The sequence below is a fragment of the Frigoribacterium sp. Leaf8 genome (assembly GCF_001421165.1).
Classification (GTDB): Bacteria; Actinomycetota; Actinomycetes; order Actinomycetales; family Microbacteriaceae; genus Frigoribacterium.
The window spans coordinates 366,267-391,266 of the sequence record NZ_LMKB01000005.1 but is presented as its reverse complement, the minus strand read 5'-3'; the positions used below and the strand labels follow the sequence as shown (position 1 = coordinate 391,266).

Sequence of the window (25,000 nt, the reverse complement as noted above, 5' to 3'; positions counted from 1 at the left end):
CGTTCCCTGAAACGGCCGCGTCCACAGCACGGCCCGGGGCCCCTTGCACACAGAGAAAGAGGTAACCGGATATGACATCCGACTCCACGCTCGCCCGACGCGCCCTCGCCGTCGTCGGTGGCGCCGCTGCCACCGCACTCGTCCTCTCGGGCTGCGCCTCCGGTGGTGACGCGACCGACGCCCTCGACGGTCTCAGCATCGGCACGACCGACGTCATCACGTCGCTCGACCCGGCCGGTTCGTACGACAACGGCTCGTTCGCCGTCCAGAACCAGGTGTTCGGCTTCCTGACGAACGCCCCGTACGGCAGCCCCGACGTCGAGCCCGACCTGGCCGAGTCCGCCGACTTCACCAGCCCGACCGAGTACACGGTCAAGCTCAAGGACGGACTGACCTTCGCGAACGGCAACGCGCTCACCTCGAGCGACGTCAAGTTCAGCTTCGACCGCCAGCTGGCCATCGCCGACCCCAACGGCCCGTCGTCGTTGCTCGGCAACCTGGCCAGCACCGACGCGCCCGACGACACGACCGTCGTCTTCACGCTCAAGTCGGCCGACCAGACCTGGCCCCAGGTGCTCTCGAGCCCCGCCGGCCCGATCGTCGACGAGGACGTCTTCTCGGCGACCGGGCTCACCGACGCCGACGACATCGTCAAGGGCAACGCCTTCTCGGGTCAGTACACGATCACCGACTACTCGCAGAACGAGACGATCGCCTACGAGGCGAACGACGCCTACGACGGCGTGCTCGGTGCCCCGAAGACCGACTCGGTCACGGCGACCTACTACACCGAAGAGACCGACCTCAAGCTCGCCGTCCAGAACGGCGACGTCGACGTCGCGAACCGCAGCTTGAGCCCGACCGACCTGGCCGACCTGGCCAAGGACGACGCGCTCACCGTGCACAACGGCCCCGGCGGCGAGATCCGCTACCTGGTGTTCAACTTCAACACCATGCCGTACGGTGCCACGCAGCCCGACGCCGACCCGGCCAAGGCCCTCGCCGTGCGTCAGTCCGTGGCCGACACGGTCGACCGTGCCGCCCTGGCCAAGGACGTCTACAACGACACCTACACGCCGCTCTACTCGGTCGTCCCCGACGGCCTGACCGGTGCGACGACGCCCCTCGAGGGCCTCTACGGCGACGGCCAGGGCGGCCCGGACGTCGACAAGGCCGCCGCGGCCCTGTCGGCCGCCGGCGTCAGCACCCCGGTGTCGATCGACCTGCAGTACAGCCCCGACCACTACGGTGCGTCGAGCGACGAGGAGTACGCGCTGATCAAGTCGCAGCTCGAGGCGAGCGGCCTGTTCACCGTCAACCTCCAGTCGACCCTGTGGGACACCTACAGCACCGAGCGCCGCGAGGACGCCTACCCCGTCTACCAGCTGGGTTGGTTCCCCGACTTCTCGGACGCCGACAACTACCTGACGCCGTTCTTCAGCGCGGACAACTTCGTCGGCAACCACTACGACAGCCCGACCGTCCAGGGTCTGCTGACGAAGGAGATCGGTGAGCAGGACGCCTCGGCTCGTGAGGCGACCATCGGGGACATCCAGGACGCCGTCGCGGCCGACCTGCCGACCCTGCCGCTGCTGCAGGGCACGCAGGTCGTCGTCTCGCAGTCCGACGTGAAGGGCGTGGACGACACGCTCGACGCGTCGTTCAAGTTCCGTTACGGTGCGCTGAGCCGCTGACGCGCCTCCCCGTCCCCTGAGTCCCGCCGGTCCGCCGGTCGGCCTCCGGGGTCGGGGGACTCCGCACCACGGCCGTACGCCGAGGGGGCGACCCGCGACACCGCGGGGCGCCCCCTCCGGTCTGCGACCGGCACCACACCATCGAAAGGCCCAACGACGTGACCCTGATCACCGACGGTTCCCTCACGGCACCGCCCACCTCCAGTCCCGGGAAGTCCCGGAGTTCCGGCGGCGGCGGCCTCGGACGCTACATCGTGATCCGCGCGATCCTCATCGTGCCCACCGTGTTCATCCTCGTCACGCTCGTGTTCTTCCTGATGCGCGTGGTCGGCAACCCGATCACCGCCTCCGTCGGCGGGCGTCTCACCGAGGCCCAGCTGCAGGAGCGTCTCGCCGCCGCCGGCTACGACCGCCCCGTGATCGTGCAGTACCTCGAGTACCTCGGCCAGATCGTCCGAGGCGACTTCGGCACCACCGCGACCGACAACCGCGAGATCAGCGGCATCCTGCTCCAGTACGGCAGCGCCACGATCGAGCTGGTCTTCTACGCGCTGATCGTCGCGCTCGTGCTGGGCATCCCGCTCGGCATGCTCGCCGCGTACGTGCGCGACCGTTGGCCCGACGCGATCCTGCGCGTGCTGGCGATCCTCGCCTATGCGACCCCGGTCTTCTTCGCCGGCCTGCTGCTCAAGCTCACCTTCTCGGTCTGGCTCGGCTGGCTCCCGCTCGGCGGTCGTGCGAGCACGCGGGTCGCCATCGCCCTGGGGCGCATCGACAACCCCACGGGCATCTACATCGTCGACGCCCTGCGGACCGGCAACTCGACGATCATCGTGGACGTCCTCTCGCACGCGGTGCTGCCCGCCCTCGCGCTCGGCGTGCTGACCGCCGGCATCTTCCTGCGCCTGGTGCGCACCAACGTCATCGGCACGCTCGGTTCCGAGTACGTCGACGCGGCGCGGTCGCGGGGCGTCAGCGAGTTCCGGCTCGTCCGGGCTCACGCGCTCAAGCCCGCCCTGATCCCGATCATCACCGTCATGGGGCTGCAGATCGCGATGCTGCTCGGCGGCTCGGTGCTGACCGAGACCACCTTCGGCTGGCGGGGGCTGGGCTTCCAGCTGCAGCAGTACCTGTCGGCCCGCGACTTCATCGCCGTGCAGGGCATCGTCGCCGTGCTCGCCGTCATCGTCGCCGTCACCAACTTCGTGGTCGACGTGATCGCCGCCCTGATCGACCCCCGCGTGAGGTACTGACCATGACCGATTCGACCGTCGCGGCCGACCGCCGCGAACCCCTCTACAAGCGCCTCCCCGTCGTCGCCCAGATCCGCCGTTCGGTGGGGCTGCAGCGCGGCATGCTGCTGACCGGCGTCGTGATCGTCGCCGTGTTCGTGCTGCTGGCGATCTTCGCCCCCCTCATCGCGCCCTACGGCTTCGGCCAGCTGCGCGGTGCCACCGAGGCCTTCCCGCGCCAGGCGCCACCGTCGGCCGAGCACCTGTGGGGGACGACTGTCGGCGGCTACGACGTGTTCAGCCGCGTCATGTGGGGCACCCGGACCGCCGTGGCCGTCGTCATCGTGGCCGTGGTGCTGTCGATCACGATCGGCGTGACGCTCGGCCTGATCTCGGGCTACCTCGGCGGGTGGCTCGACCGCGTGCTCGTCGTCGTCGCCGACGCGGTCTACGCGTTCCCCTCGCTGCTGCTCGCCATCGTCGTCTCGATCGTCATCAGCGGGGGCCAGTCGAGCCTCTGGGGCGGCATCGTCTCGGCGGGCATCTCGATCACCGTGGTGTACGTCCCGCAGTACTTCCGCGTCGTCCGCGCCGAGGCCACGAGGCTCAAGGCCGAGGCGTTCGTCGAGTCGGCCAAGGTCAACGGCAGCAGCACGGGCCGCATCATGTTCAAGCACGTGCTCCGCAACGCCACGCGGAGCCTGCCCCTGATCCTCACGCTCAACGCGTCCGAGGCGATCCTGACCCTGGCGGCCCTCGGCTTCCTGGGGTTCGGCATCGGCCCGACCGCGGCGGCCGAGTGGGGGTACGACCTGAACCGCGCCCTCTCCGACACCGCCAGCGGCATCTGGTGGACCGGCGTCTTCCCCGGTGCGGCGATCGTGCTGATGGTGCTCGGCATCACGCTGATGGGCGAGAGCCTGAACGACCTGGCCGACCCGCGCCTCCGGACCCGCCGTCGCGCGAAGCGCAAGACCAAGGGCACCCGACGCACCGAGCAGGCCCCGACCACGACCCACGACGAGGTGACCGCATGACCGCCGACACGACCACGACCGGCCGACCCGCGACGCCGCGCGACGAGCGCCCCGTCGCCGTCGGCATCACCGACCTCGAGGTGACCTTCGCGACCGACGGCGGCGACGTCGCGGCCGTCCAGGGCGTGACGCTCGACGTCCGCGCCGGCGAGGTGCTGGCGATCGTCGGCGAGTCGGGGAGCGGCAAGACCGTCACGGCGAAGACGATCCTCGGCCTCTTGCCCGAGACCGCGGTCGCCACCGGTGCCGTGCTGCTCTCGGGGCAGAACGTCCTCGAGGTCGGCCCGAAGAAGGTCCGCGAGCTCCGCGGCACCGACGTCGCCATGGTCTTCCAGGAGCCGTCGACCGCGCTCAACCCCGTCTACACGGTGGGCTGGCAGATCGCCGAGGGCCTGCGGGCCCACGGCAAGGTCGGACGCAAGGAGGCGCGGGTCAAGGCGATCGACATCCTGCGTCGCGTGGGCATCCCCGACCCCGAGACCCGCGTCGACTACTACCCGCACCAGTTCTCGGGCGGGCAGAAGCAGCGCGTGGTCATCGCGATGGCGCTCGTGCTCGACCCGTCGGTGATCGTCGCGGACGAGCCGACCACGGCCCTCGACGTGACCGTGCAGGCCGAGATCCTCGACCTGTTGCGCCGCTGTCGGGACGAGTTCGGCACGGCCATCGTGCTGATCACCCACAACATGGGCGTCGTCGCCGACCTCGCCGACCGCGTCGCCGTCATGTACCTCGGCAAGGTCGTCGAGCAGGCCCCGGCCGTCGAGCTGTTCGCGAACCCGCAGGACGACTACACGAAGCGCCTGCTCGGCTCGGTGCCGAAGCTCGAGGCGCGCGGCCACACGCAGCAGGAGCAGCCCGCCGACAGCGAGGTCGTCGTACGTGCCCGCGGTCTCGAGATCGAGTACCCCGGTCGCCTCGGCCGCGGCGGCTTCCGAGCCGTCAAGGGCGTCGACTTCACCATCGCCCGCGGCGAGGTCCTCGGCCTCGTCGGCGAGAGCGGTTCCGGCAAGACGACGATCGGACGGGCCATCGCCGGGCTGACGAAGGTCACCGGGGGATCGCTCGAGGTGCTGGGCATCGAGATGAACGGGGTGCACGAGCGTGACTTCAAGCCGAAGCGCGCCGACATCGGCTTCGTCTTCCAGGACCCCGCGTCGAGCTTCAACCCGTTGCTGACGATCGCCGAGTGCGTGGCCGAGCCGCTCATCGTGCACGGTCGTGCGAAGGACGCCCGGGCCGCCCGTCCGCGCGTCGACGAACTGCTCGAGGCGGTCCAGCTGCCCAAGTCGTTCGCCGACCGGTACCCCCACGAGCTCAGCGGCGGGCAGCGTCAGCGGGCGAGCCTCGCCCGGTCGCTCGCCCTCGACCCGACGCTGTTGATCGCGGACGAGCCCACCAGCGCGTTGGACGTCTCCGTGCAGGCCCGGGTGCTCGAGCTGTTCACCGAGTTGCAGTCGCAGCTGGGCTTCGCCGCCTTGTTCATCAGCCACGACCTCGCGGTCGTCAACATGCTGGCCGACCGGATCGGCGTGCTGTTCCACGGCGACCTGATCGAGAGCGGACCGAACGACCAGGTCCTCGGCGCGCCCGAGCATCCCTACACGCAGCGCCTGCTGGCGTCGCTGCCGGTGCCCGATCCGATCGAGCAGGCGTCCCGCCGCGAGCGGTTGGCCGAACTCGACCGCCGGGCGGCGGGCGACCCGGAGCGCGGAACCGACACCGTCGGGGCGGCCTGACGGTGCCGGGTCGCGAGCTCGACCTCGACCAGCCGGTCGTCACCGACGACCTGTCGCTGCTCTACCCCGCCCGGGCGGGCCATCCGGCCGTGCGTGCCGTCGACGGGGTCACCCTGCGGGTCGAGCCGGGCGAGATCGTCGCCGTGCTCGGCGAGAGCGGTTCGGGCAAGTCGACGCTCGCGATGGCCCTCGCCGGACTGACCGGCACGGGCCGCGTCGACGAGGGGCGCCCGCGTCTGGTCGGTGGGACCGCACGGGTCTTCGGCCAGGACGTCGGCAAGCTCTCGGGCCGGCGCCGGGACCGGCTCTCGGCCATGGTCGGCTACCTGGCGCAGGACGACGGCGAGCGGCTGAGTCCCGACCTGACCGTCGGCGAGGCCATCGCCGAGCCGATCTACCAGCGCGACCGCAAGTTCGACCGCACCGAAGCCGGGCGCATCGTCGCGACGCTCGTCGACGGCGTGCACCTGCCGCTCGGCACCATGCTCAAGCAGACCTGGGAGCTCAGTTCCGGTCAGCGACAACGCGTCGCCCTGGCCCGCAGCCTCGTCCTCGAGCCCCCGCTGCTGATCGCCGACGAGCCCGCCCGGGGGGTGGACGTGCTCGTCCGCCAGGCCGTCCTCGACGTCATCGGGAACCTGCACGAGGGGCGTCAGTTCTCGGCGCTCGTCGTCACCTCCTCGGTGGCCGAGGCCCGAGCGATCACCGACCGCGTCGCCGTCATGCGCGGTGGCCGTCTGGTCGGACTGGGCGACATCGACGAGGTCCTGCGGACCGGCATCGACCCCTACGTCAAGGTGCTCTCGCAGACGACCCCGATCGACATCATCCGCCCGGAGGAGCGCGAGGCCGGGCGACCGCTCGACCCCGACGCCGGCCTCCGCGGAGACCGGCCCTCGTGACCGCCGAGCCGGCCACGGGCCCGACCACCTCGGACGCCGCAAGGGCGACGAGCCCGGGAGGCGCGCGCGGCCACCGCGCGGTCGTCACCGCGGGCCCCGTCCTCGCCCCGGGGCGACGCCCGACCCCGGGTGCCGTCTCGGTGGCCCCCCGCCCCACCCCGGTCTTCGTCGACGCCGTGAGGGCCGGGGGAGCGGACGTCGTCCCCCTGGGCCCGGAGACCCGTGGCCTGGTCTGGCTCTCGTACCGCGACCCCGACGGCCTGGCCCGCGCGCTGGACGAGAACCCGGGCATCGAGTGGGTCCAGCTGCCCTACGCCGGGGTCGACGCCTTCTCCGAGGTCATCACGGCCCGTGCCGACCGCGCGCTGCCGCTCTGGACGAGCGCCAAGGGGGCGTTCGCCGAACCCGTCGCCGAGCACGCCCTCATGCTCGTGCTGTCGCTGCTGAGGGTCGTTCCCCAGCGCGTGCGCGCCACCTCCTGGGCCACCGAACAACAGGGCCGGTCGCTCTACGGACGGCACGTCGTCATCGTCGGGGCGGGGGGCATCGCGATCGAGCTGATGCGCCTCCTGGCCCCGTTCGACGTCCGGGTTACCATCGTGCGCCGGTCGAGCGAACCCGTGCCCGGGGCCGACCGGACCGTCCCCGTCGAGCGACTCGACGAGGTGTTGCCCGAGGCCGACGTCCTCGTCCTCGCCGCCGCCGCGACGCCCGGCACGGCAGGCCTCCTCGACGCGCGTCGGCTCGCCCTGCTGCCGGCGACGGCCGTGCTCGTCAACGTCGCGCGGGGCAGCCTGGTCGACACGGACGCCCTCGTCGAGGCGGTCAGGGCGGAGCGACTCTGGGGCGCGGGGGTCGACGTCACCACGCCCGAGCCGCTCCCCGACGGGCACCCGCTCTTCGGCGAGCCGCGTGTCGTCGTCACGCCGCACCAGGCGGACACCCCCGAGATGACGGCCCCGCTGCTGGCCGAGCGCATCCGGCTCAACGTGCGGGCCTTCCTCGGCGACGGGGAGTTCGTCGGCGTGGTCGATCCGCACGACGGGTACTGACGCGGCGGTCGGAGCCGTGCGACGCGCCGCGTCGTCGGCGTGGTCCCTCGGGGGCTCAGATCTTTGCTAGTGTTGTCTCCGCTGTCACGGACGAAAGTCCGGGGCGGTTGCCATTCCTCGATAGCTCAATTGGCAGAGCAGCCGGCTGTTAACCGGCAGGTTGTTGGTTCGAGTCCAACTCGGGGAGCGAAGGCCCAGAGGCTCCACCCTCTGGGCCTTTTCTCTTTCCCGGTCCGTCCTGGGCCTTTCTCGCCGTTCCGTTCCGTTCCGTGCCCGAACGAAAAGGAGGCGCGTCCTGCGGTTCGCAGGACGCGCCTCCTCGGTCTCGGGGTCGGCCGGGGCCGGCCGTCAGTCCTCGAGGTGGTCGACGCCCGGCAGCCAGGTGCTGCCCGGTTGTCCCCAGCCCTTCTTGCGGACCGCCTTCGCGGCCGCCTTGTGGAAGGGATGCTCGAGCCGGTCCGCGTACAGGATGCCGTCGAGGTGGTCGTACTCGTGCTGGAAGACGCGGGCGAGCCAGCCCCAGGCCTCGATCTCGACCGCGTCGCCGTCGAGGTCGGTGGCCCGCAGCACGACGCCGTCGGCACGCCGCAACGGGAACCTCTCGCCGGGCACCGAGAGGCAGCCCTCGGACTCGGAGTCGTCGTCGAGCGGCTCGATCGAGAGCGGACTCTGCCAGAGCGTCGGGTTGATGGCCACGCCGCGCCACAGCTCGCCGTCGTCGTCGGTCCACGAGTAGACGAACAGGCGCTTGCCGACGCCGACCTGCGGGCCCGCCAGACCGACGCCCGGGGCGGCGTCCATCGTCTCGAACATGTCGGCGACGAGGGTGCGCAGGTCGTCGTCGACGACGGTCACCTCGGAGGCGGGGGAGTGGAGCACGGGGTCACCCGTGATGGAAATGGGTCGAACGGCCATTCGTCCAGACTATCCAGCGCCACGGCACTACCGTGGACGCCGTGACGACGGACATCGGGGAGCTCACCCAGCAGGTATCCCTGACCCCCTATCAGGCGCTCGGCATCCCGATCGCGCTGATCGGCGCGGTGTTCCTCTCGATCGGCGCCCAGCTCCAGCACCAGGGCGTCGCCAAGGTCGAGCGACGGATCGGTGCGGCGAAGAGCGGCATGAACGTCCGCCAGGTGCTCGCCCTCGTGGGCCGCCCCTCGTGGGTGCTGGGCACGCTGATGCTCGGCCTCGCGATCCTCTTCCAGCTGACCAGTCTGCGCATCGCACCGCTCCTCGTGGTGCAGCCGCTCGGGGCGGTCGCCCTCGTCATCACGGCGGTCCTCAACTCCCGTTCGACGGGTCGACGACTCGACCGGCGCGCCAAGCGGGCCATCCTCTTCTGCGTCGGCGGCGTCGGGCTCTTCGTCACCGTGGCGGCCTTCACGGCCATCGAGCCCGAGATCACCACGCGGCAGCTCGTCACGGTCCTCGTGATCCTTGCCGTCGTCGGCTCCGTGCTGGGCGTCGCCTTCGCCCTGTTGCGCCGCCGTCGCAGCGCGCTGTTCTACATCATCGCGGCGGGCGTGCTCTACGGCTTCGTCGCGACCCTCGCCAAGGTCGTCCTCAACCGGGTCTTCGCGGGCAACTTCGACTGGTTGACGATCGTGTGCATCGTGTTCCTGCTCGCGGCCGGACTGCTCGGCGGGTACTTCGTGCAGAACGCCTACTCGTCCGGCCCACCCGACCTCGTCATCGCCGGTCTCACGGTCGTCGATCCGCTCATCGCGGTCGGCATCGGCATCATCGTCCTGGGCGAGGCGCAGAACGCCCCCGCGATCGCCGGCGTCTTCTTCGTCGTCGCGGCCGCCATCGCGGTCTACGGCGTGTTCCAACTCGCCAAATACCATCCCCAGACCCGAGCCTGAGCTAGCGTGGGGTCGTCTCGCCCGCCGGTCGACGATCGTCCGGGCGAACGACGCGCCGCACACCCCACCGAGCACGAGAAGGACGCCACGACCCGTGACACCTGCCCCGACGCCCTCGGAACCCGGCCGACCCGACGACGCGACGTCGGCTGACGTCGCGACCCGCGCCTCCTCGGGGTCGTCCGACCGCCTGACCGTCCTGATCGCGGGCGACACCTTCCCGCCCGACGTCAACGGCGCCGCCAACTTCACGGAGCGGCTCGCCGTGGGGCTCGCCCAGCGCGGCCACGACGTGCACCTCATGGTGCCCGCGGCCAGCCGGCACCACGGCACCTTCCTCGAGCAGCACGGCGGCGTGACCCTGACCGTCCACCGGCTGTACTCGACGCGGTGGCCGCTGCACGACTGGCTGCGCTTCGCCACCCCGTGGCGCGTGCAGGAGCACGCCGAGGCGATCTTCGACGAGATCCACCCCGACGTCGTCCACATCCAGTCGCACATCGTGATGGGCCGGGGCGTCGCCCAGGTCGCCGAACGCCGGGGCGTGCGGATCGTGGCCACGAACCACTTCATGCCCGAGAACCTGCTCGAGCACACCGGTCTGCCGAAGGGGTTGCGCGCCAAGGCGACCCAGATGGCGTGGAACGACGCGAGCAAGACGTTCCACAAGGCCGCGGCGATCACGACCCCCACGCAGAAGGCGGCCACGTTCCTCGAGAAGTCGGTCGCGGTCACCGGAGTGCTCGCCGTCTCCTGCGGCATCGAGGCCGGGCACTACACCGCCCTCGACACCCGTCCGTCCGAGAACCGCATCGTGTTCGTCGGCCGCGTCACGGCCGAGAAGCAGATCGACGTGCTGCTCAAGGCGATGACCCTGCTCGACCCGGCCCTCGGCGCGACGCTCACGATCGTGGGCGGCGGAGACCTCTTCAAGCAGCTCCAGACGACCAGCCGCGACCTCGGCCTCGCCGACGTCGTCACCTTCGCCGGGTACCTGTCCGACGACGAGTTGCGGCGCACGCTGACCGAGTCGACGGTCTTCGCCATGCCGTCGATCGCCGAACTCCAGAGCATCGCCAGCCTCGAGGCGATGGCGTCGGGGCTGCCCATCGTCGTGGCCGACGCCATGGCCCTGCCGCACCTGGTCGATGAGGGCCAGAACGGCTACCTCTTCCGCCCGGGCGACAGCCGCGACCTCGCCGACAAGCTCACGACGGTGTTGACCGCCCCCGACGACGAGTACCTCGCGATGCGCCGGGCCAGCCTGAAGATGATCGAGGGGCACGACATCGAGCGAACGCTCAGCGTGTTCGAGAGCCTGTATCGTGGTCAGCCGGTGGTCCCCTCCACCGACGCGGCGTCCGACCGCGCGCACTGACGGTCGACCGCGGCACCGCCCCGGCCGGCCACGGCTCGCACCGGTGGGCCGACGCGAGGGGCGGTAGCTCAGCCGGTTAGAGCAGTCGACTCATAATCGATCGGTCACGGGTTCAAGTCCCGTCCGCCCTACTCGTGGTGTCCGGTGGCGCCTGCCCCGGTTCCGGTCGGTTCGCGGCCTCCGGGCCTGCTGTGAGCGCGGCCGCGTCGTCGCCCGGCGTCCGTCGTGCGTGGCACGATGTCGTCCATGTTCACCAAGCGGCCCCGACAGCCGGAGCCCGACCCCGACGCCTGGGGCGGCGCCTCCTTCGACGACGCCGGGCGATCCGGCCCGGCGCGCATGGGCGTGGCGGCCCAGGTGTACGTCCTCGACTCCGACGAGGACCCTTCTACGCCGTTCCCGTACGGCCCGACGGGCATCGTGGTCCGGGCTGGGGGCAGCGCCTGGCAGGGGGTGTCGGCCATCGGCGGCTCGGCCCGGACCTGGTGGGTCGAGTTCGACTCGCCCCAGATCGACCGCGACGGCGACGGGCCCGTCTCGCAGGCGCAGGTCGCGGAGCGCTGGCTGCGCCTCGCCCCCCTCGCCTGACCCGCCGCCGCACCGCCTCGCCCCGCCCCGGCGCGCCCCACCCCCTCCGCACCGCCCGCTACGGCGTGTGCCGCGCTTCCTGCATGACTTCTCGCCATGGTGACTTCGGCCACCCCGCCGCGTGGTCGGCAATTCCTGCCCCCTGCTGCGTCGGTCGGCGCGGGCCCCGTGTTTCCGGGCCCGGGCGTTCGGGGTGGAGCGCGAGTCCGGAGTTGCCGACACGTCCCACGTCGCGCACGGGGGTCGAGGTCGAGGCCAGGTCGTCCGCTGCACGTTCCCAACGGCCGTCGCACGCCCCGGGAATGCCACGGCCCACCCCGAGGTTCACCGAAGTGCATGCAAACGCATGCAGAGGTTCTAAGGTGGAGCAATGCAGTTCGGAATCTTCAGCGTCGGCGACATCACGACCGACCCCACGACCGGTGCCACCCCGACCGAGGGCGAGCGCCTCCAGGCGATGGTCACCATCGCGAAGAAGGCCGAGGAGGTCGGCCTCGACGTCTACGCCGCAGGCGAGCACCACAACCCGCCCTTCGTGAACTCGAGCCCGACGACCCTCCTCGCCTACATCGCCGCGCAGACCGAGCGCATCGTGCTCAGCACGGCGACGACGCTCATCACGACGAACGACCCGGTCAAGATCGCCGAGGACTTCGCGATGCTCCAGCACCTCGCCGGTGGCCGGGTCGACCTGACGCTCGGTCGCGGCAACACGGGCCCGGTCTACCCCTGGTTCGGTAAGGACATCCGCCAGGGCATCAACCTGGCGATCGAGAACTACGCCCTGTTGCACCGTCTCTGGCGCGAGGACGTCGTCGACTGGAAGGGCCACTTCCGCACGCCGCTGCAGGGCTTCACGGCGACCCCGCGTCCCCTCGACGGCGTCGCGCCCTTCGTCTGGCACGGGTCGATCCGCAGCCCCGAGATCGCCGAGCAGGCCGCCTACTACGGCGACGGCTTCTTCGCCAACCACATCTTCTGGCCCGCCTCGCACACGAAGCAGATGGTCGAGCTCTACCGCAGCCGCTTCGAGCACCACGGGCACGGGCGTGCCGACCAGGCGATCGTCGGTCTCGGCGGTCAGGTCTTCCTGGCGAAGAACTCGCAGGACGCCAAGCGCACCTTCCGTCCCTACTTCGACAACGCCCCGGTCTACGGCCACGGCCCCTCGATGGAGGACTTCACGAGCCAGACCCCGCTCACCGTCGGCAGCCCCCAGGAGGTCATCGACCGCACCCTCGGCTTCCGCGACTACGTCGGCGACTACCAGCGCCAGCTCTTCCTCATGGACCACGCCGGCCTGCCCCTGAAGACGGTCCTCGAGCAGCTCGACATCCTCGGCAGCGAGGTCGTGCCGGTCCTCCGTCGCGAGTTCGCCGCGAACCGTCCGGCCGACGTGCCCGACGCCCCCACGCACGCCTCGCTCGTCGAGGCCGCGACCCGGGCGTCGCGGTCCACGGCCACACCCACCGCGCACGACGCGCTCACCGCGTCGTCCGCCCGCTGAGACACGCAGGAGGCGCGCCATGAGCACCAAGAGGATCGTCGCCCTGTCCGCGGGGCTGGGCCAGCCGTCCTCCACCCGTCTGTTGGCCGACCGGCTGGTGGAGGCCACCACGCGTGACCTCGTCGGCCGCGGCTCGTTCGTCGAGGTCGAGGTCGTCGAGCTGCGCGACCTCGCGCACGAGGTGACGGACGCGATGCTGACCGGCTTCGCGCCTCCCGCCCTCGCCGAGGCGCTCGAGAAGGTGACGAGCGCCGACGGTGTGATCGCGGTCACGCCCGTCTTCTCGTCCTCGTACAGCGGCCTGTTCAAGTCGTTCGTCGACGTGATGGACCACAAGGCGCTGACCGGCACGCCCGTGCTGATCGGGGCGACCGGCGGTACGGCCCGCCACTCGTTGGCCCTCGAGTACGCGGTGCGACCCCTGTTCGCCTACCTCCAGGCCGTCGTCGTGCCCACCTCCGTGTTCGCGGCGTCCGAGGACTGGGGCGAGGGCGACGGCACCTCCACGACGCTGTCCGAGCGGGTCACGCGCGCCGCGGGGGAGTTCGCCGAGCTCGTGGCACGGCACGAGGGCGCGCTCGACGACCCGTTCGCCGCGGTCGTCCCGTTCGACGAGCAGCTCCGGCGCCTCGCCGTGGGCGGCGACGACCTGCAGGACTGAGACGTCGGACGAGGAGGCGCGGTGCCGGTCCCGACCACGTCCCGTCCGTCGGGGCATGAACCGCGCCTCCCCGGCGTTGCCCCTCGTCAGACCCCAGGAGGACCGATGACCGACAGCACCGCCGACACCACCCGCCCGTCCGAGCACGCGGCCGCGCAGGCCGAGCTCGACCGCTTCCACGTCCTGCGCCGCACCCGCGCGGTGTCGCCGCAGGGTCCGCTCGCCCTGACCGGCACGCAGTGGGTCGACCACGAGCAGACCGTCTGGGGCGTGCCGGGCCGCTGGGCGCCGACCCCTCAGGGCGTGTCGGGATTGGCGTTGACGGCCGCCGCCGCGGACGGCATCCACGTGGACGGCGACCTGGTCGACGGCACCGTCGTCGTGGCGGGTGACGACGCGATGGTCCCGAGCAGCCTCCGGTTCTCGGAGACCACGACCGGCACGGTGATCGCGAACGACGACCACACCGGGTACGCCCTACGCGTCTGGGACTCCGCGTCGGACGCCGTGACGGGCTTCGGGTCGATCGACGCCTTCCCGTTCGACCCGGACTGGGTCGTCACGGCCGACTTCGTGCCGACCGCGCCCGACACCCAGGTCGACATCCGTCACCAGGCGGACCTCGAGCTCAGTCGGCCCAAGCCGTTGCCCGGGCTCATCCGCTTCACCCGCGACGGGGTCGACCACGAGCTCGCGGCGTTCCCGTCGGGTGACGGTGACCGGTTGCAGCTCGTCTTCGGCGACGCGACCAACGGCGACAGCACGTACTCGGTCGGGCGGTTCCTCTTCCCGACCCCGAACGGCGACGGCACCATCACGCTCGACTTCAACCGGGCCGTCCTGCCGCCCTGCGCCTTCTCGTACGCCTTCAACTGCCCGATCCCGCCGGCCCAGAACCGGTTCGCGTCGCCGATCGAGGCGGGCGAGAAGAACGTCCTCGACGCCGCCGGACAGCCGCTGCACTGAGAACGGGCCGGCGGTGTCGGCGCGGGGTGGGATGATCAGGCGGTGTTCTTCCTGCTGCGCCGACTGCCCGACGGCGACGTCGAGCTGACACGGTACGAGCGCGGCGCGTCGGGGTTGCTCGAGGCGGTCGGCGTGGAGACCATCCCCGCGGCCGACCTGCCGGCGCGCGTGGCCGGCCTCGAGCGCGAGGCCTCGCCCCGCTGGGTCTGGGACGACACCCCGCGGTGGTACCCGCGCCTCCTCGACGCCGGGGTCACGCTGGCGCGCTGCGTCGACCTCCGGCTCGTGCACGCGATCCTGCGACGGTCGACGTCGGCGCCCGCCTTCCCCCTCGGAGGCGCGGCTCCCGGGCCGTGGGACGTCGCCCAGGCGTCGCCGGGGGAGTCCGACGGCCTCTTCGAGGTCCTCCCCGAGTCGCTGCCCGACCCGGCGGCCGAGTTCCTCGCCCAGCGCGAGGCGGTCGAGGCGTCGCCTGCCCGGGGTCGACTCGAGCTGCTCGTCGCCGCCGAGTCCACCGGTGCGTTGATCGCGGCCGAGATGCGCCACCGGGGCATCCCGTGGTCGCCCCGGGTGCACGACGAACTGCTGACCGCCGCCCTCGGGCCGAGGCCCGCCCCGGGAGAGCGACCGGCCCGCATGCGCGACGCCCTCGACGAGGTGCGGCAGGCGCTCGACGCGCCCGATCTCAACCCCGACTCGCCCGCCGAACTGATCAGGGCCCTGAACCGGGCGGGCGTGCTCGTGCAGTCGACGCGGCAGTGGGAACTGCAACGGCACGAGCACCCCGCCATCGAGCCGCTGCTCCGCTACAAGAAGATGCAGCGCCTGCTCGTCGCCAATGGCTGGGCCTGGCTCGACGCCTGGGTGCACGGCGGGCGCTTCCGTCCCGACTACGTGCCGGGCGGCGTCGTGACCGGCCGGTGGGCCACGAGCGGAGGAGGCGCGCTGCAGCTTCCCCGGGCGGTCCGCGGGGCCGTCGTGGCCGACCCGGGCTGGAAGCTCGTGGTCGCCGACGCCTCGCAACTCGAGCCGCGCATCCTGACCGGCCTGTCCGGCGACCGCTCGATGGCCCGGGCCGGGTCGGGCGACCTGTACGAGGGCATCGTCGCCAGCGGAGCCGTCGCCACGCGGGCCGAGGCCAAGGTCGCGATGCTCGGCGCGATGTACGGCGCGACCCAGGGCGAGAGCGGCCGACTCGTGCCCCGCCTGGCGCGGCGGTTCCCCGACGCCATGGCGCTCGTCGAGACTGCGGCACGCACGGGCGAGGCCGGGGGAGTCGTCGACACCCTGCTCGGCCGCAGTTCACCGCGGCCGTCCGACGACCCGGACGCCTCCGGGGGCGCCGGGGTGGGCGCGCTGCCTCCCGAGATGGGCGTGCGGCCGGCCGATCGCGACGCACGCTCGTGGGGTCGGTTCACGCGCAACTTCGTCGTGCAGGGCACCGCCGCGGAGTGGGCCCTCTGCTGGATGGGCGCCCTGCGCCGTCGTCTGCACGCGCGCTGGGGGACCGGCGTCCCGGCACCCCACTTCGTGTTCTTCCTGCACGACGAGGTGGTGGTGCACGCCCCCGCGGCCGCCGCCGACGAGGTCGCCGCGCTGGTCGCCGACAGCGCGGTCGAGGCCGGCCGGCTGCTCTTCGGCGACGCCCCGGTGGCCTTCCCGGTCACGGTCGCGGTCGTGGACGACTACTCGCAGGCCAAGTGAGCCGACAGGCCGTGCGAGACGCCGCACCATTCGCAGGTGTTACACAGTTGTGATTTCTCAGGCGGGTCGGTCATAATTCACAGAACGGGCACCGTCCCGCGCATCACCGGGTCCCGGCCCGCACAATCGAAGAACGCACACGAATCACGTCTGACAGGTCGATGGGGAAGTCGCACCTGAACCAGATGGAGGAATCGTGGCTGCTGCAACCGCTCGGGGAGTGCTCTACGTGCACTCGTCCCCTCGTGCACTGTGCCCACACGTCGAGTGGGCCGTCGGTCGTGCCCTCGGGCACGGCGTGAACTTCGCCTGGGTCGACCAACCCGTGCTGCCCGGCGCCCAGCGCACCGAGTTCTCGTGGCAGGGTGACGAGGGTTCCGGCGCGCGCATCGCCTCTGCTCTGCGGGGCTGGGAGCACCTCCGCTACGAGGTGACCGAAGACCCCGGCGAGACCCACGACGGGGGGCGCTGGATGCACTCTCCCGACCTGGGCGTGTTCTTCGCCCAGACCGACACCGCCGGCAACACGGTCATCCCCGAGGACCGCATCCGCTACGCGATGGAGATCGCCGGGTCGAACACCCTCGAGTTGCACCGCGAGCTGCGTCTCGCCCTCGGCCAGGCCTGGGACGACGAACTCGAACCGTTCCGCTACAGCGGCGAAGGCAACCCCGTCGTCTGGCTGCACAAGGTCAGCTGACCCGCCCCTGCCCGGGGAGGGGCGTCCCGGGCGCACCGGGTGACGACGCAGGAGGCGCGGGTGGCGTGATCATGCCACCCGCGCCTCCTGCGTCGGTCGCCTCGTTCAGACCGAGCGGAACCCGACGACGGCGTTGTGGCCGCCGAAGCCGAACGAGTTGCTGATGGCCACGATCTCGCCCTCGGGCAGGGGGCGCGGTTCTCCGACGACGACGTCCATGTCGATCTCGTCGTCCATCTGCGTGACGTTGATCGTCTGCGGTGCCACGCGCTCGTGCAGCGCCTTGACCGTGAACAGCGCCTCGATGCCGCCCGCGCCGCCGAGCAGGTGGCCCGTGGCCGCCTTGGTCGCCGAGACGATCAGCTTCGAGGTGTGGTCGCCGAAGACGCGCTTGATGGCGTGGTACTCGGCGATGTCGCCGACCGGGGTGCTCGTCGCGTGGGCGTTGACGTGGACGACCTGGTCGCGGTCGACCCCCGCGTTCTCGAGCGTCGCGATGACGGCCCGGGCGGCGCCGGTGCCCTCGGGGTCGGGAGCGGTGATGTGGTACGAGTCGCTGGTGACCGCACCACCGATGAGCTCGGCGTAGATGCGGGCCCCGCGGGCCAGGGCGTGCTCCTCGGTCTCGAGGACGAGCGCCGCGCCTCCTTCGGCGAGGACGAAGCCGTCGCGCGTGACGTCGTAGGGACGCGAGGCGGTGGCGGGGTCGTCGTTGCGCTTCGAGAGGGCCTGCATGGCCGCAAAGGAGGCCAGGGGCATCGGGTGGATGGCCGCCTCGGAACCGCCGGCGACGGCGATGTCGGCGAGGCCGGACTGCAGGTGCTCGTAGGCCATGGCGATCGACTCGGTGCTGGAGGCGCAGGCCGACACGACCGTGCGGGCTCCGGCGCGCGCACCCAGGCTCATCGAGATGGCGGCGGCGGGGCCGTTGGGCATGAGCATGGGGACGGTCATCGGCAGGACGCGTCGCGGGCCCTTCTCGCGCAGGGTGTCCCACCCGTCGAGCAGCGTCCAGACACCGCCGATGCCGGTGGCCCAGTCGACGATGAAGCGTTCGGGGACGACCTCGGGCGAGCCGGCGTCGGCCCAGGCCTCGCGGGCCGCGGTGAGCGCGAACTGGCTCGACGGGTCGAGGCGCTTGATCTCGCGGCGGTCGAGCACGTCGGCCGAGGGGGTGCGTGCCTGGCCGGCGAAGGTGACGGGCAGCTCGTACTTGGCGACCCAGTCCTGTTCGAGCGTGGTGATGCCCGACTGGCCGGCGAGCAGGTTCTGCCAGCTCTCGGTGGCGGTGCCACCGAGCGGGCTCGTGGCGCCGAGGCCGGTGACGACGATCTTCTTGGTCATTGACGTTCCTTCTGGGAGGGCCGGTCGGTGGGCTGTGCCGATGTACGACGACGCCGTGACCCGGGCTGCAGCCGAGGCTGGTGGCGTGGGGTCGACGGCGTCGAGGGCACACCGGCGGGGCCCGGTCGCCGTGACGGCGACCGGGCAGCCGACGTCTTAGTTCTGCGCCTTGTGGATGTACGTGACGGCGTCGCCGACGGTCTTGAGGTTCTTGACCTCTTCGTCGGGGATCTTGACGTCGAACTTCTCTTCGGCGTTGACGACGATGGTCATCATGGAGATCGAGTCGATGTCGAGGTCGTCGGTGAACGACTTGTCCATCTCGACGGTGTCGGTGGCGATCCCGGTCTCGTCGTTGACGAGCTCGGCGAGGCCGGCGAGGACTTCTTCGGTGGACAGTGCCATGGTGTTGTCTCCTTGAGGGGGTGTCGTTGTGACCGGGGTAAAGCCTATACAGCGCCCCGCGGTCGGGTGGGCAGCGGCGCGCTAGGGCAGCACGACCACCTGGGCGCCGAACACGAGTCCGGCACCGAAACCGATCTGCAGCGCGAGACCGCCACTGAGTTCGGGGTGTTCGTCGAGCAGTCGGTGGGTCGCGAGCGGGATGCTGGCGGCCGAGGTGTTGCCGGTGGTCGCGATGTCGCGACCGATCACGACGGACTCGGGCAGGCCGAGCTGCTTCGCGAACTCGTCGATGATGCGCATGTTGGCCTGGTGGGGCACGAAGGCCGACAGCTGGTCGGCGGTCACGCCGGCGCGTTCGAGGGCCTCCTTCGCGACCTTGGCCATCTCCCAGACGGCCCAGCGGAAGACCGTCTGACCTTCTTGGCGGAGGGTCGGCCAGGGGATCTCGCCGGCACCCTCGCGGTACTCGGTCATGGTGTTGGTCATGCCGATGGCGTCCCACTTCGAGCCGTCCGAGCCCCAGACCGTCGGGCCGATGCCCGCGGTGTCGGACGGGCCGACGATGGCCGCACCCGCTCCGTCGGCGAGCAGGAACGAGATCGTGCGGTCGGTCGGGTCGATGACGTCGCTGAGCTTCTCGGCACCCACGACGAGGACGTACTCGGCGAGGCCCGACTTGACGAACGAGTCGGCCTGCGCGATGCCGTACGTGAAGCCGGCGCAGGCGGCCGAGATGTCGTAGGCGGCGGCCGGGTTCGCACCGACGCGCTCGGCGAGCAGTGAGGCGACCGACGGGGTCACGACGCCGGCACCGATGGTCGACACGAGGACGGCGCCGATCTGGTCGGGGCGGATGCCCGACTTGGCGATGGCCTCGTTGGCGGCGGTCTCGGCGAGGTCGACGACCTTGACGTCCTTGCCTGCCCGGCGGCGGGTGATCACACCGGTGCGCTGCTGGATCCACTCGTCGCTGGAGTTGATCGGCTCGATGATGTCGGCGTTCGGCACCACGTTCTCACCGCGGGCGGCGCCGAGTGCGTAGATCCGGGTGAACTGCGCACCGGTGGTCTGGTTGAGCTGGGGGGTGGTCATGCTGCTCCCTCGATGAGGTCGACGGCGGCCTGCAGGTCGTCGGGTGTCTTGACGGCGACCGAGGGGACACCCCTCAGCGCGCGCTTGGCCAGGCCGGTCAGGGCTCCGGCCGGGGCGAGTTCGACGATGCCCGTCACACCGGCGTCGGCGAACGATCGCATGGTCGCATCCCATCGGACGGGAGACGAGACCTGCCCGACGAGCAGCTCGAGGAAGCGCGCGCCCGAGTCGACGGTGCTGCCGTCGTGGTTGGTCCAGAGCGTCGTCGAGGGGTCGGCGGCCGTGACCGAGACGGCGGCGGAGCGGAGGCGCTCGACGGCGGGCTCCATGTACCGCGTGTGGAAGGCGCCGGCGACCTGGAGGGGCACGACGCGGCTCTTGGCCGGCGGGTCGGCCGCCAGCTCGGCGAGGGCGGCGGTCTCGCCGGCGACGACGATCTGGCCGCCACCGTTGTAGTTGGCGGGGAAGAGCCCGAGGGCGTCGAGACGGGCGAGCAGTTCGTCTTCGTCACCGCCGAGCACGGCGCTCATGCCGGTCTCGACGAGTGCGGCGGCGTCGGCCATGGCCCGGCCCCGTTCGGCGACGAGCGTGACGGCGTCGAGGTCGCTCAGCACGCCGCTGACGGCCGCGGCGGTGAACTCGCCGACCGAGTGGCCCGCGACGCCGGCGACGGCGGAGCGCTCGACACGGCCGAAGAGGGCACGGGCGGTCAGGATGCCGGCCGCGACGATGAGGGGCTGGGCCACGGCGGTGTCGCGGATCGTGTCGGCGTCGGACGTGGTGCCGTGGGCGACGAGATCGAGGCCGGCCGCGTCGGAGAGCGACGTCAGCAGCTCACGCTGGTCGGGGTCGGCCAGCCAGGGGTCGAGGAAACCGGGAGTTTGGGAGCCCTGACCGGGCGCTACGACAACGATCACTGGACCATCATGCCAATGAGTCGAGGGTCTGCGGTGTAGCAACTCGACCAAAGATGAGCGAGAACGTTGTCGAAGCGCACAGCCGTCCTCGCGGTCAGCCCGACGGTCACTTGCGTCGGACCCCTGAGCCCTCGGGGTCGGCGATCGATCCGAGCACGAGCGCCGACTGGAGGATCAGCGCCTCACGGGCGCCGGTCGCATCCCAGCCGATCACGTCCGTGACGCGCTTCAGGCGATACCGCACGGTGTTCGGGTGCACGAAGAGTTCGCGTGCCGTGGCCTCGAGCGAGCGCCCGTTGTCGAGGTAGCACCACAAGGTCGTCAGCAACTCGGTCGAGTGCGTCTTGAGGGGCTTGTAGATGCGGTTGACGAGGGTCGACCGTGCGACCGGGTCCCCGGCGAGGGCGCGCTCGGGCAGGAGGTCGTCGGCGAGGACGGGGCGGGGCGCGTTGCGCCAGGCCCGTGCAACCGCGAAACCGGCGAGGGCGGCCTTGGCGCTCTTCGAGGCGTCGACGAGGCTCGGCACCTCGTGGCCGAGCACGAGGTGGCCGTCACCGAAGCCGGGTTCGAGGGCACGCGCGATCTCGGTGAAGCTGGGGTGGGTCGAGGAGGCGCTGCCCTCGTCGAGCGGATCGGCCCGCCCGATGACGAGCACCAGTCGGCTGCCCTGCACGCCGATGAGCACGTCGGCCTCCCGGTGCCGGGCCGTGCGTCGCAGCATGTCGACGTCGAGCATCCGCGGAGCCGTGCCGACCAGGACGGCGACCTCACCGTGCCCGTGCCATCCGAGCGCAGCGATGCGGCTGGGCAACTCGTCGTCGTACTCGCCGCTCAGGATCGAGTCGACGACCAGGGCCTCGAGTCGGGCGTCCCAGAGGCCGCGGGCCTCGGCGGCCCGGGCGTAGACGTCCGCCGAGGCGAACGCGATCTCGCGGGAGTAGAGGAGGATCGCTTCGCGCAGCGAGTCGTCGCCGTCCTTGACGCGTTCTTCGACGACCTCGACGGTGATGCGGATGAGCTGCAGGGTCTGCGTGAGGCTGACCGAGCGCAGCAGTTCGCGCGGGGCCGAACCGAAGACGTCGGCCGCGATCCACGGGGTGGATCGCGGGTCGGCGAACCAGCTGATGAACGAGGTGATGCCGGCCTGGGCGACGAGCCCGACCGCCGAGCGGCGCCCGGGAGGCATGTCCCCGTACCAGGGCAGCGTCTCTTCGAGGCGCTTGATGGTCGCGGTGGACAACTCACCCGAGACCGTCCGCAGCCACGCGAGCGTGCGCTCTTTCGTGGCCGCGGACGGCTGCAGGGGCGATGCGGGCACCCGCTCGGCGCTCACGGGGTCGTCAGGCCTCCCCGCCGGCGGTGCCGCTGGTGCCGGCCGTGACGTCGTGCAGCTGGTACCGATCGATCGCCTGCTGGACGACACCGGGGTCGACCTCGCCGCGACGGGCCAGGGCCTGCAGGGTGCGGACGACGACCGACGGTCCGTCGATCTTGAAGAACCGGCGGGCGGCGGCCCGGGTGTCGCTGAAACCGAAGCCGTCGGCCCCGAGGGTCAGGTAGTCGCCGGGCACGTACTCGCGGATCTGGTCGGGCACGGCGGCCATGAAGTCGCTCGTGGCGATGACGGGGCCCTCGGAGTCCTTCAGCTTCTCGGTGACGTAGGGCGTCTTCGGCTCCTCGTTCGGGTGCAGGAAGTTGTGCTCCTCGGCGGCCAGGCCGTCGCGGCGCAGTTCGTTCCAGCTCGTGACGCTCCAGACGTCGGCCGCGACGTTCCAGTCGTCGGCGAGCAGCTGCTGCGCTTCGAGAGCCCACGGCACACCGACGCCGGACGCCAGGAGCTGGGCGCGGGGGCCCAGGTTCTCGGCGTCCTTGAGCTTGTAGATGCCGCGCACCACACCGTCGACGTCGAGGCCCTCGGGCTCGACGGGCTGGGCCATCGGCTCGTTGTAGACGGTGATGTAGTACATGACGTTCGGGTCCGAGTGCGACGCGTTGCCGTGCTCGTCGGTGCCGTACATGCGGTCCATGCCCGACTTGACGATGTGCCCGAGCTCGTAGCCGAACGCCGGGTCGTACGAGACGACCGCGGGGTTCGTCGACGCCAGCAGCGGGGAGTGGCCGTCGGCGTGCTGGAGGCCCTCGCCGGTCAGCGTCGTGCGACCCGCGGTGGCACCGATGATGAAGCCGCGCGCCATCTGGTCGCCGGCGGCCCACATGGCGTCACCGGTGCGCTGGAACCCGAACATCGAGTAGAAGACGTAGACCGGGATGAGCGGTTCGCCCTGCGTCGAGTACGAGGTGCCGACGGCCGTGAAGGCCGCGAACGCGCCGGCCTCGTTGATGCCGACGTGGATGATCTGTCCCTGCGGGCTCTCCTTGTAGGCGAGCAGCAGTTCGCGGTCGACCGACGTGTAGTGCTGACCGTTCGGGTTGTAGATCTTGGACGTCGGGAAGTACGCGTCCATGCCGAAGGTGCGGGCCTCGTCGGGGATGATCGGCACGATGCGGTGGCCGAAGTCGGGCGAGCGCAGCAGGTCCTTCAGGAGCCGCGCGAAGGCCATCGTCGTGGCGACCTCCTGCTTGCCCGACCCCTTCTTGACGACGTCGTAGGTCTTCGCCTCGGGGACCGCGATCTGGGTGTACTTGGTCCGGCGCTCGGGCACGTAGCCGCCCAGCGCACGACGACGCTCCTGCATGTACTGGATCGCGTCGTCGTCCTGACCGGGGTGGTAGTACGGCGGCAGGTACGGGTTCTCGTCGAGCTGGGCGTCGCTGATCGGGATGCGGAGCTCGTCGCGGAACTGCTTGAGGTTGTCGAGCGTGAGCTTCTTCATCTGGTGGGTGGCGTTGCGCCCCTCGAAGGACGGCCCCAGGCCGTAGCCCTTGACCGTCTTGGCGAGGATGACCGTGGGCTGTCCCTTGTGCTCGGTCGCGGCCTTGAAGGCGGCGTAGACCTTGCGGTAGTCGTGGCCACCGCGCTTGAGGTTCCAGATGTCGTCGTCCGAGTAGTCCGCGACGAGTTCGAGGGCGCGCGGGTCGCGACCGAAGAAGTTGTCGCGGACGTAGCCGCCGCTCTCGGCCTTGTAGGTCTGGAAGTCGCCGTCGGGCGTGGTGTTCATGAGGTTGAGCAGTGCGCCGCTCGAGTCGTTCGCGAGCAGGGTGTCCCACTCGCGACCCCAGACGACCTTGATGACGTTCCAGCCGGCGCCGCGGAAGAACGACTCGAGTTCTTGGATGATCTTTCCGTTGCCGCGGACCGGGCCGTCGAGGCGCTGCAGGTTGCAGTTGATGATGAAGTTCAGGTTGTCGAGGCCCTCGTTGGCCGCCACCTGCAGCTGACCGCGGCTCTCGACCTCGTCCATCTCGCCGTCGCCGAGGAACGCCCAGACCTGCTGGTCGCTGGCGTCTTTGATGCCACGGTTGGTGAGGTACTTGGCGACCTGCGCCTGGTAGATCGCGTTGATCGGACCGAGGCCCATCGACACGGTCGGGAACTGCCAGAAGTCGGGCATGAGGCGCGGGTGCGGATACGAGCTGAGCCCGCCCGAGGCGTGCGACTTCTCTTGGCGGAAGCCGTCGAGCTGGTCCGTGCCGAGCCGGCCCTCGAGGTAGGCGCGGGCGTACATGCCGGGGGAGGCGTGGCCCTGGAAGAACACCTGGTCGCCGCCACCGGAGTGGTCCTGACCGCGGAAGAAGTGGTTGTTGCCGACCTCGTACAGGGCGGCCGACGAGGCGTACGTCGAGATGTGGCCACCCACCGAGACGCCGGGGCGCTGGGCGCGGTGCACCGTGATGGCGGCGTTCCAGCGGACCCACTTGCGGTAGCGGCGCTCGAGGTCTTCGTCGCCGGGGAACTCGGGCTCGTCCTCGGGGGCGATGGTGTTGACGTAGTCCGTCTTCGGCACCATCGGCACGCCCAGGTGCAGCTCGCTCGACCGGGTGAGCAGGCTCTTCATGATCTCGCGGGCACGTTCGTGACCCTGCGCCTTCACGAGAGCGTCGAGCGACTCACGCCACTCGGCGGTCTCTTCGGGATCGCGATCGGCCTTGTCGACCGTGTACGGGTCCTGATCGTTAACCGTCACCCTTGACCTCAATCATCTGTGTGGAGCAGCCGTCTCTTGGAGGGCCACCGCGTGGAGTGGACAAACAGATGTCAGGCCCGTCGTGCCCGGGTTCCGAGACGCACTCCGCCTGACCAGCCCACTCTA

Annotated in this window: 21 protein-coding genes and 2 tRNA genes; 16 read left to right on the top strand and 7 right to left on the bottom strand. The window is 70.9% G+C overall.

Annotation, left to right across the window (positions count from 1 at the left end; all coding sequences use genetic code 11):
* Positions 1 to 71 precede the first annotated feature (71 nt).
* The 7 genes from ASL10_RS06580 to ASL10_RS06550 all read left to right on the top strand — a co-directional run bounded on the left by ASL10_RS06580 (position 72) and on the right by ASL10_RS06550 (position 7,843).
* Positions 72 to 1,694: an ABC transporter substrate-binding protein gene (locus tag ASL10_RS06580; protein ID WP_056045617.1), complete on the top strand. Its 1,623-nt coding sequence runs from the start codon at positions 72 to 74 to the stop codon at positions 1,692 to 1,694.
* A gap of 158 nt (positions 1,695 to 1,852) precedes the next feature.
* On the top strand, positions 1,853 to 2,947 hold the full coding sequence (locus tag ASL10_RS06575; RefSeq protein ID WP_055972446.1) for an ABC transporter permease: 1,095 nt from the start codon (positions 1,853 to 1,855) through the stop codon (positions 2,945 to 2,947).
* 2 nt (positions 2,948 to 2,949) lie between these two features.
* Positions 2,950 to 3,963, top strand: a complete 1,014-nt coding sequence (locus ASL10_RS06570; RefSeq protein WP_056045614.1) for an ABC transporter permease — start codon at positions 2,950 to 2,952, stop codon at positions 3,961 to 3,963.
* Complete coding sequence (locus ASL10_RS06565) at positions 3,960 to 5,702, top strand: ABC transporter ATP-binding protein (RefSeq protein WP_082460242.1); 1,743 nt, start codon at positions 3,960 to 3,962, stop codon at positions 5,700 to 5,702. The genes ASL10_RS06570 and ASL10_RS06565 overlap by 4 nt, the downstream gene beginning before the upstream one ends.
* A 2-nt stretch (positions 5,703 to 5,704) precedes the next feature.
* Positions 5,705 to 6,604: an ATP-binding cassette domain-containing protein gene (locus tag ASL10_RS06560; RefSeq protein WP_157485310.1), complete on the top strand. Its 900-nt coding sequence runs from the start codon at positions 5,705 to 5,707 to the stop codon at positions 6,602 to 6,604.
* The gene (locus ASL10_RS06555) at positions 6,601 to 7,656 is read left to right on the top strand and encodes an NAD(P)-dependent oxidoreductase (protein WP_082460241.1); all 1,056 of its coding nucleotides are present in this window, start codon (positions 6,601 to 6,603) and stop codon (positions 7,654 to 7,656) included. Before ASL10_RS06560 ends, ASL10_RS06555 begins: the two co-directional genes overlap by 4 nt.
* Positions 7,657 to 7,770: 114 nt before the next feature.
* Positions 7,771 to 7,843, top strand: a tRNA-Asn gene (locus ASL10_RS06550).
* Positions 7,844 to 8,004: 161 nt separating this feature from the next.
* On the opposite strand, the gene def is transcribed toward ASL10_RS06550, so the two are convergent.
* Entirely contained in the window at positions 8,005 to 8,571 is a 567-nt protein-coding gene (def, locus tag ASL10_RS06545) for a peptide deformylase (protein WP_056045610.1), read from the bottom strand.
* Positions 8,572 to 8,612: 41 nt separating this feature from the next.
* Between def and ASL10_RS06540 the strand changes: the two genes are divergently transcribed.
* The 9 genes from ASL10_RS06540 (at position 8,613) to ASL10_RS06500 (ending at position 17,031) form a co-directional block, all read left to right on the top strand.
* A complete protein-coding gene (locus ASL10_RS06540; protein WP_056047514.1) occupies positions 8,613 to 9,527 on the top strand; it encodes a DMT family transporter in 915 nt (304 codons plus the stop codon).
* A gap of 94 nt (positions 9,528 to 9,621) precedes the next feature.
* The gene (locus ASL10_RS06535; RefSeq protein ID WP_056045607.1) at positions 9,622 to 10,905 is read left to right on the top strand and encodes a glycosyltransferase; all 1,284 of its coding nucleotides are present in this window, start codon (positions 9,622 to 9,624) and stop codon (positions 10,903 to 10,905) included.
* 57 nt (positions 10,906 to 10,962) lie between these two features.
* Positions 10,963 to 11,036 (top strand) — tRNA-Ile (locus ASL10_RS06530).
* A gap of 115 nt (positions 11,037 to 11,151) precedes the next feature.
* A complete protein-coding gene (locus ASL10_RS06525) occupies positions 11,152 to 11,493 on the top strand; it encodes a hypothetical protein (protein ID WP_157485308.1) in 342 nt (113 codons plus the stop codon).
* 370 nt (positions 11,494 to 11,863) lie between these two features.
* Positions 11,864 to 13,000 (top strand): LLM class flavin-dependent oxidoreductase, encoded by a 1,137-nt coding sequence (locus ASL10_RS06520; protein WP_056045601.1) that lies wholly within the window; start codon positions 11,864 to 11,866, stop codon positions 12,998 to 13,000.
* Positions 13,001 to 13,019: 19 nt separating this feature from the next.
* On the top strand, positions 13,020 to 13,661 hold the full coding sequence (locus tag ASL10_RS06515) for an FMN reductase (RefSeq protein ID WP_056045597.1): 642 nt from the start codon (positions 13,020 to 13,022) through the stop codon (positions 13,659 to 13,661).
* A 105-nt stretch (positions 13,662 to 13,766) separates the two neighbouring features.
* The gene (locus ASL10_RS06510; RefSeq protein ID WP_056045594.1) at positions 13,767 to 14,627 is read left to right on the top strand and encodes a DUF1684 domain-containing protein; all 861 of its coding nucleotides are present in this window, start codon (positions 13,767 to 13,769) and stop codon (positions 14,625 to 14,627) included.
* Between the two features lie 42 nt (positions 14,628 to 14,669).
* Positions 14,670 to 16,331 carry a bifunctional 3'-5' exonuclease/DNA polymerase gene (locus ASL10_RS06505; RefSeq protein WP_056045591.1) on the top strand — a complete coding sequence of 554 codons (1,662 nt, stop codon included), beginning with the start codon at positions 14,670 to 14,672 and terminating at the stop codon, positions 16,329 to 16,331.
* Positions 16,332 to 16,527: 196 nt separating this feature from the next.
* The gene (locus ASL10_RS06500) at positions 16,528 to 17,031 is read left to right on the top strand and encodes a DUF3145 domain-containing protein (RefSeq protein ID WP_056045587.1); all 504 of its coding nucleotides are present in this window, start codon (positions 16,528 to 16,530) and stop codon (positions 17,029 to 17,031) included.
* Between the two features lie 105 nt (positions 17,032 to 17,136).
* Here ASL10_RS06500 and ASL10_RS06495 read toward each other — a convergent pair whose 3' ends face one another.
* The 6 genes from ASL10_RS06495 to aceE form a co-directional block, all read right to left on the bottom strand.
* The gene (locus ASL10_RS06495; protein ID WP_055972470.1) at positions 17,137 to 18,375 is read right to left on the bottom strand and encodes a beta-ketoacyl synthase; all 1,239 of its coding nucleotides are present in this window, start codon (positions 18,373 to 18,375) and stop codon (positions 17,137 to 17,139) included.
* A 156-nt stretch (positions 18,376 to 18,531) separates the two neighbouring features.
* Positions 18,532 to 18,780, bottom strand: coding sequence for an acyl carrier protein (locus ASL10_RS06490; RefSeq protein ID WP_043592609.1), 249 nt, complete (start codon positions 18,778 to 18,780; stop codon positions 18,532 to 18,534).
* An 81-nt stretch (positions 18,781 to 18,861) separates the two neighbouring features.
* On the bottom strand, positions 18,862 to 19,872 hold the full coding sequence (locus ASL10_RS06485; RefSeq protein ID WP_056045584.1) for a beta-ketoacyl-ACP synthase III: 1,011 nt from the start codon (positions 19,870 to 19,872) through the stop codon (positions 18,862 to 18,864).
* On the bottom strand, positions 19,869 to 20,789 hold the full coding sequence (locus ASL10_RS06480) for an ACP S-malonyltransferase (protein WP_056045581.1): 921 nt from the start codon (positions 20,787 to 20,789) through the stop codon (positions 19,869 to 19,871). The genes ASL10_RS06485 and ASL10_RS06480 overlap by 4 nt, the downstream gene beginning before the upstream one ends.
* A gap of 106 nt (positions 20,790 to 20,895) precedes the next feature.
* Positions 20,896 to 22,107: a CdaR family transcriptional regulator gene (locus tag ASL10_RS06475; protein ID WP_056047511.1), complete on the bottom strand. Its 1,212-nt coding sequence runs from the start codon at positions 22,105 to 22,107 to the stop codon at positions 20,896 to 20,898.
* Positions 22,108 to 22,129: 22 nt separating this feature from the next.
* The gene (gene aceE / locus ASL10_RS06470) at positions 22,130 to 24,874 is read right to left on the bottom strand and encodes a pyruvate dehydrogenase (acetyl-transferring), homodimeric type (protein WP_056045578.1); all 2,745 of its coding nucleotides are present in this window, start codon (positions 24,872 to 24,874) and stop codon (positions 22,130 to 22,132) included.
* Positions 24,875 to 25,000: the final 126 nt, after the last annotated feature.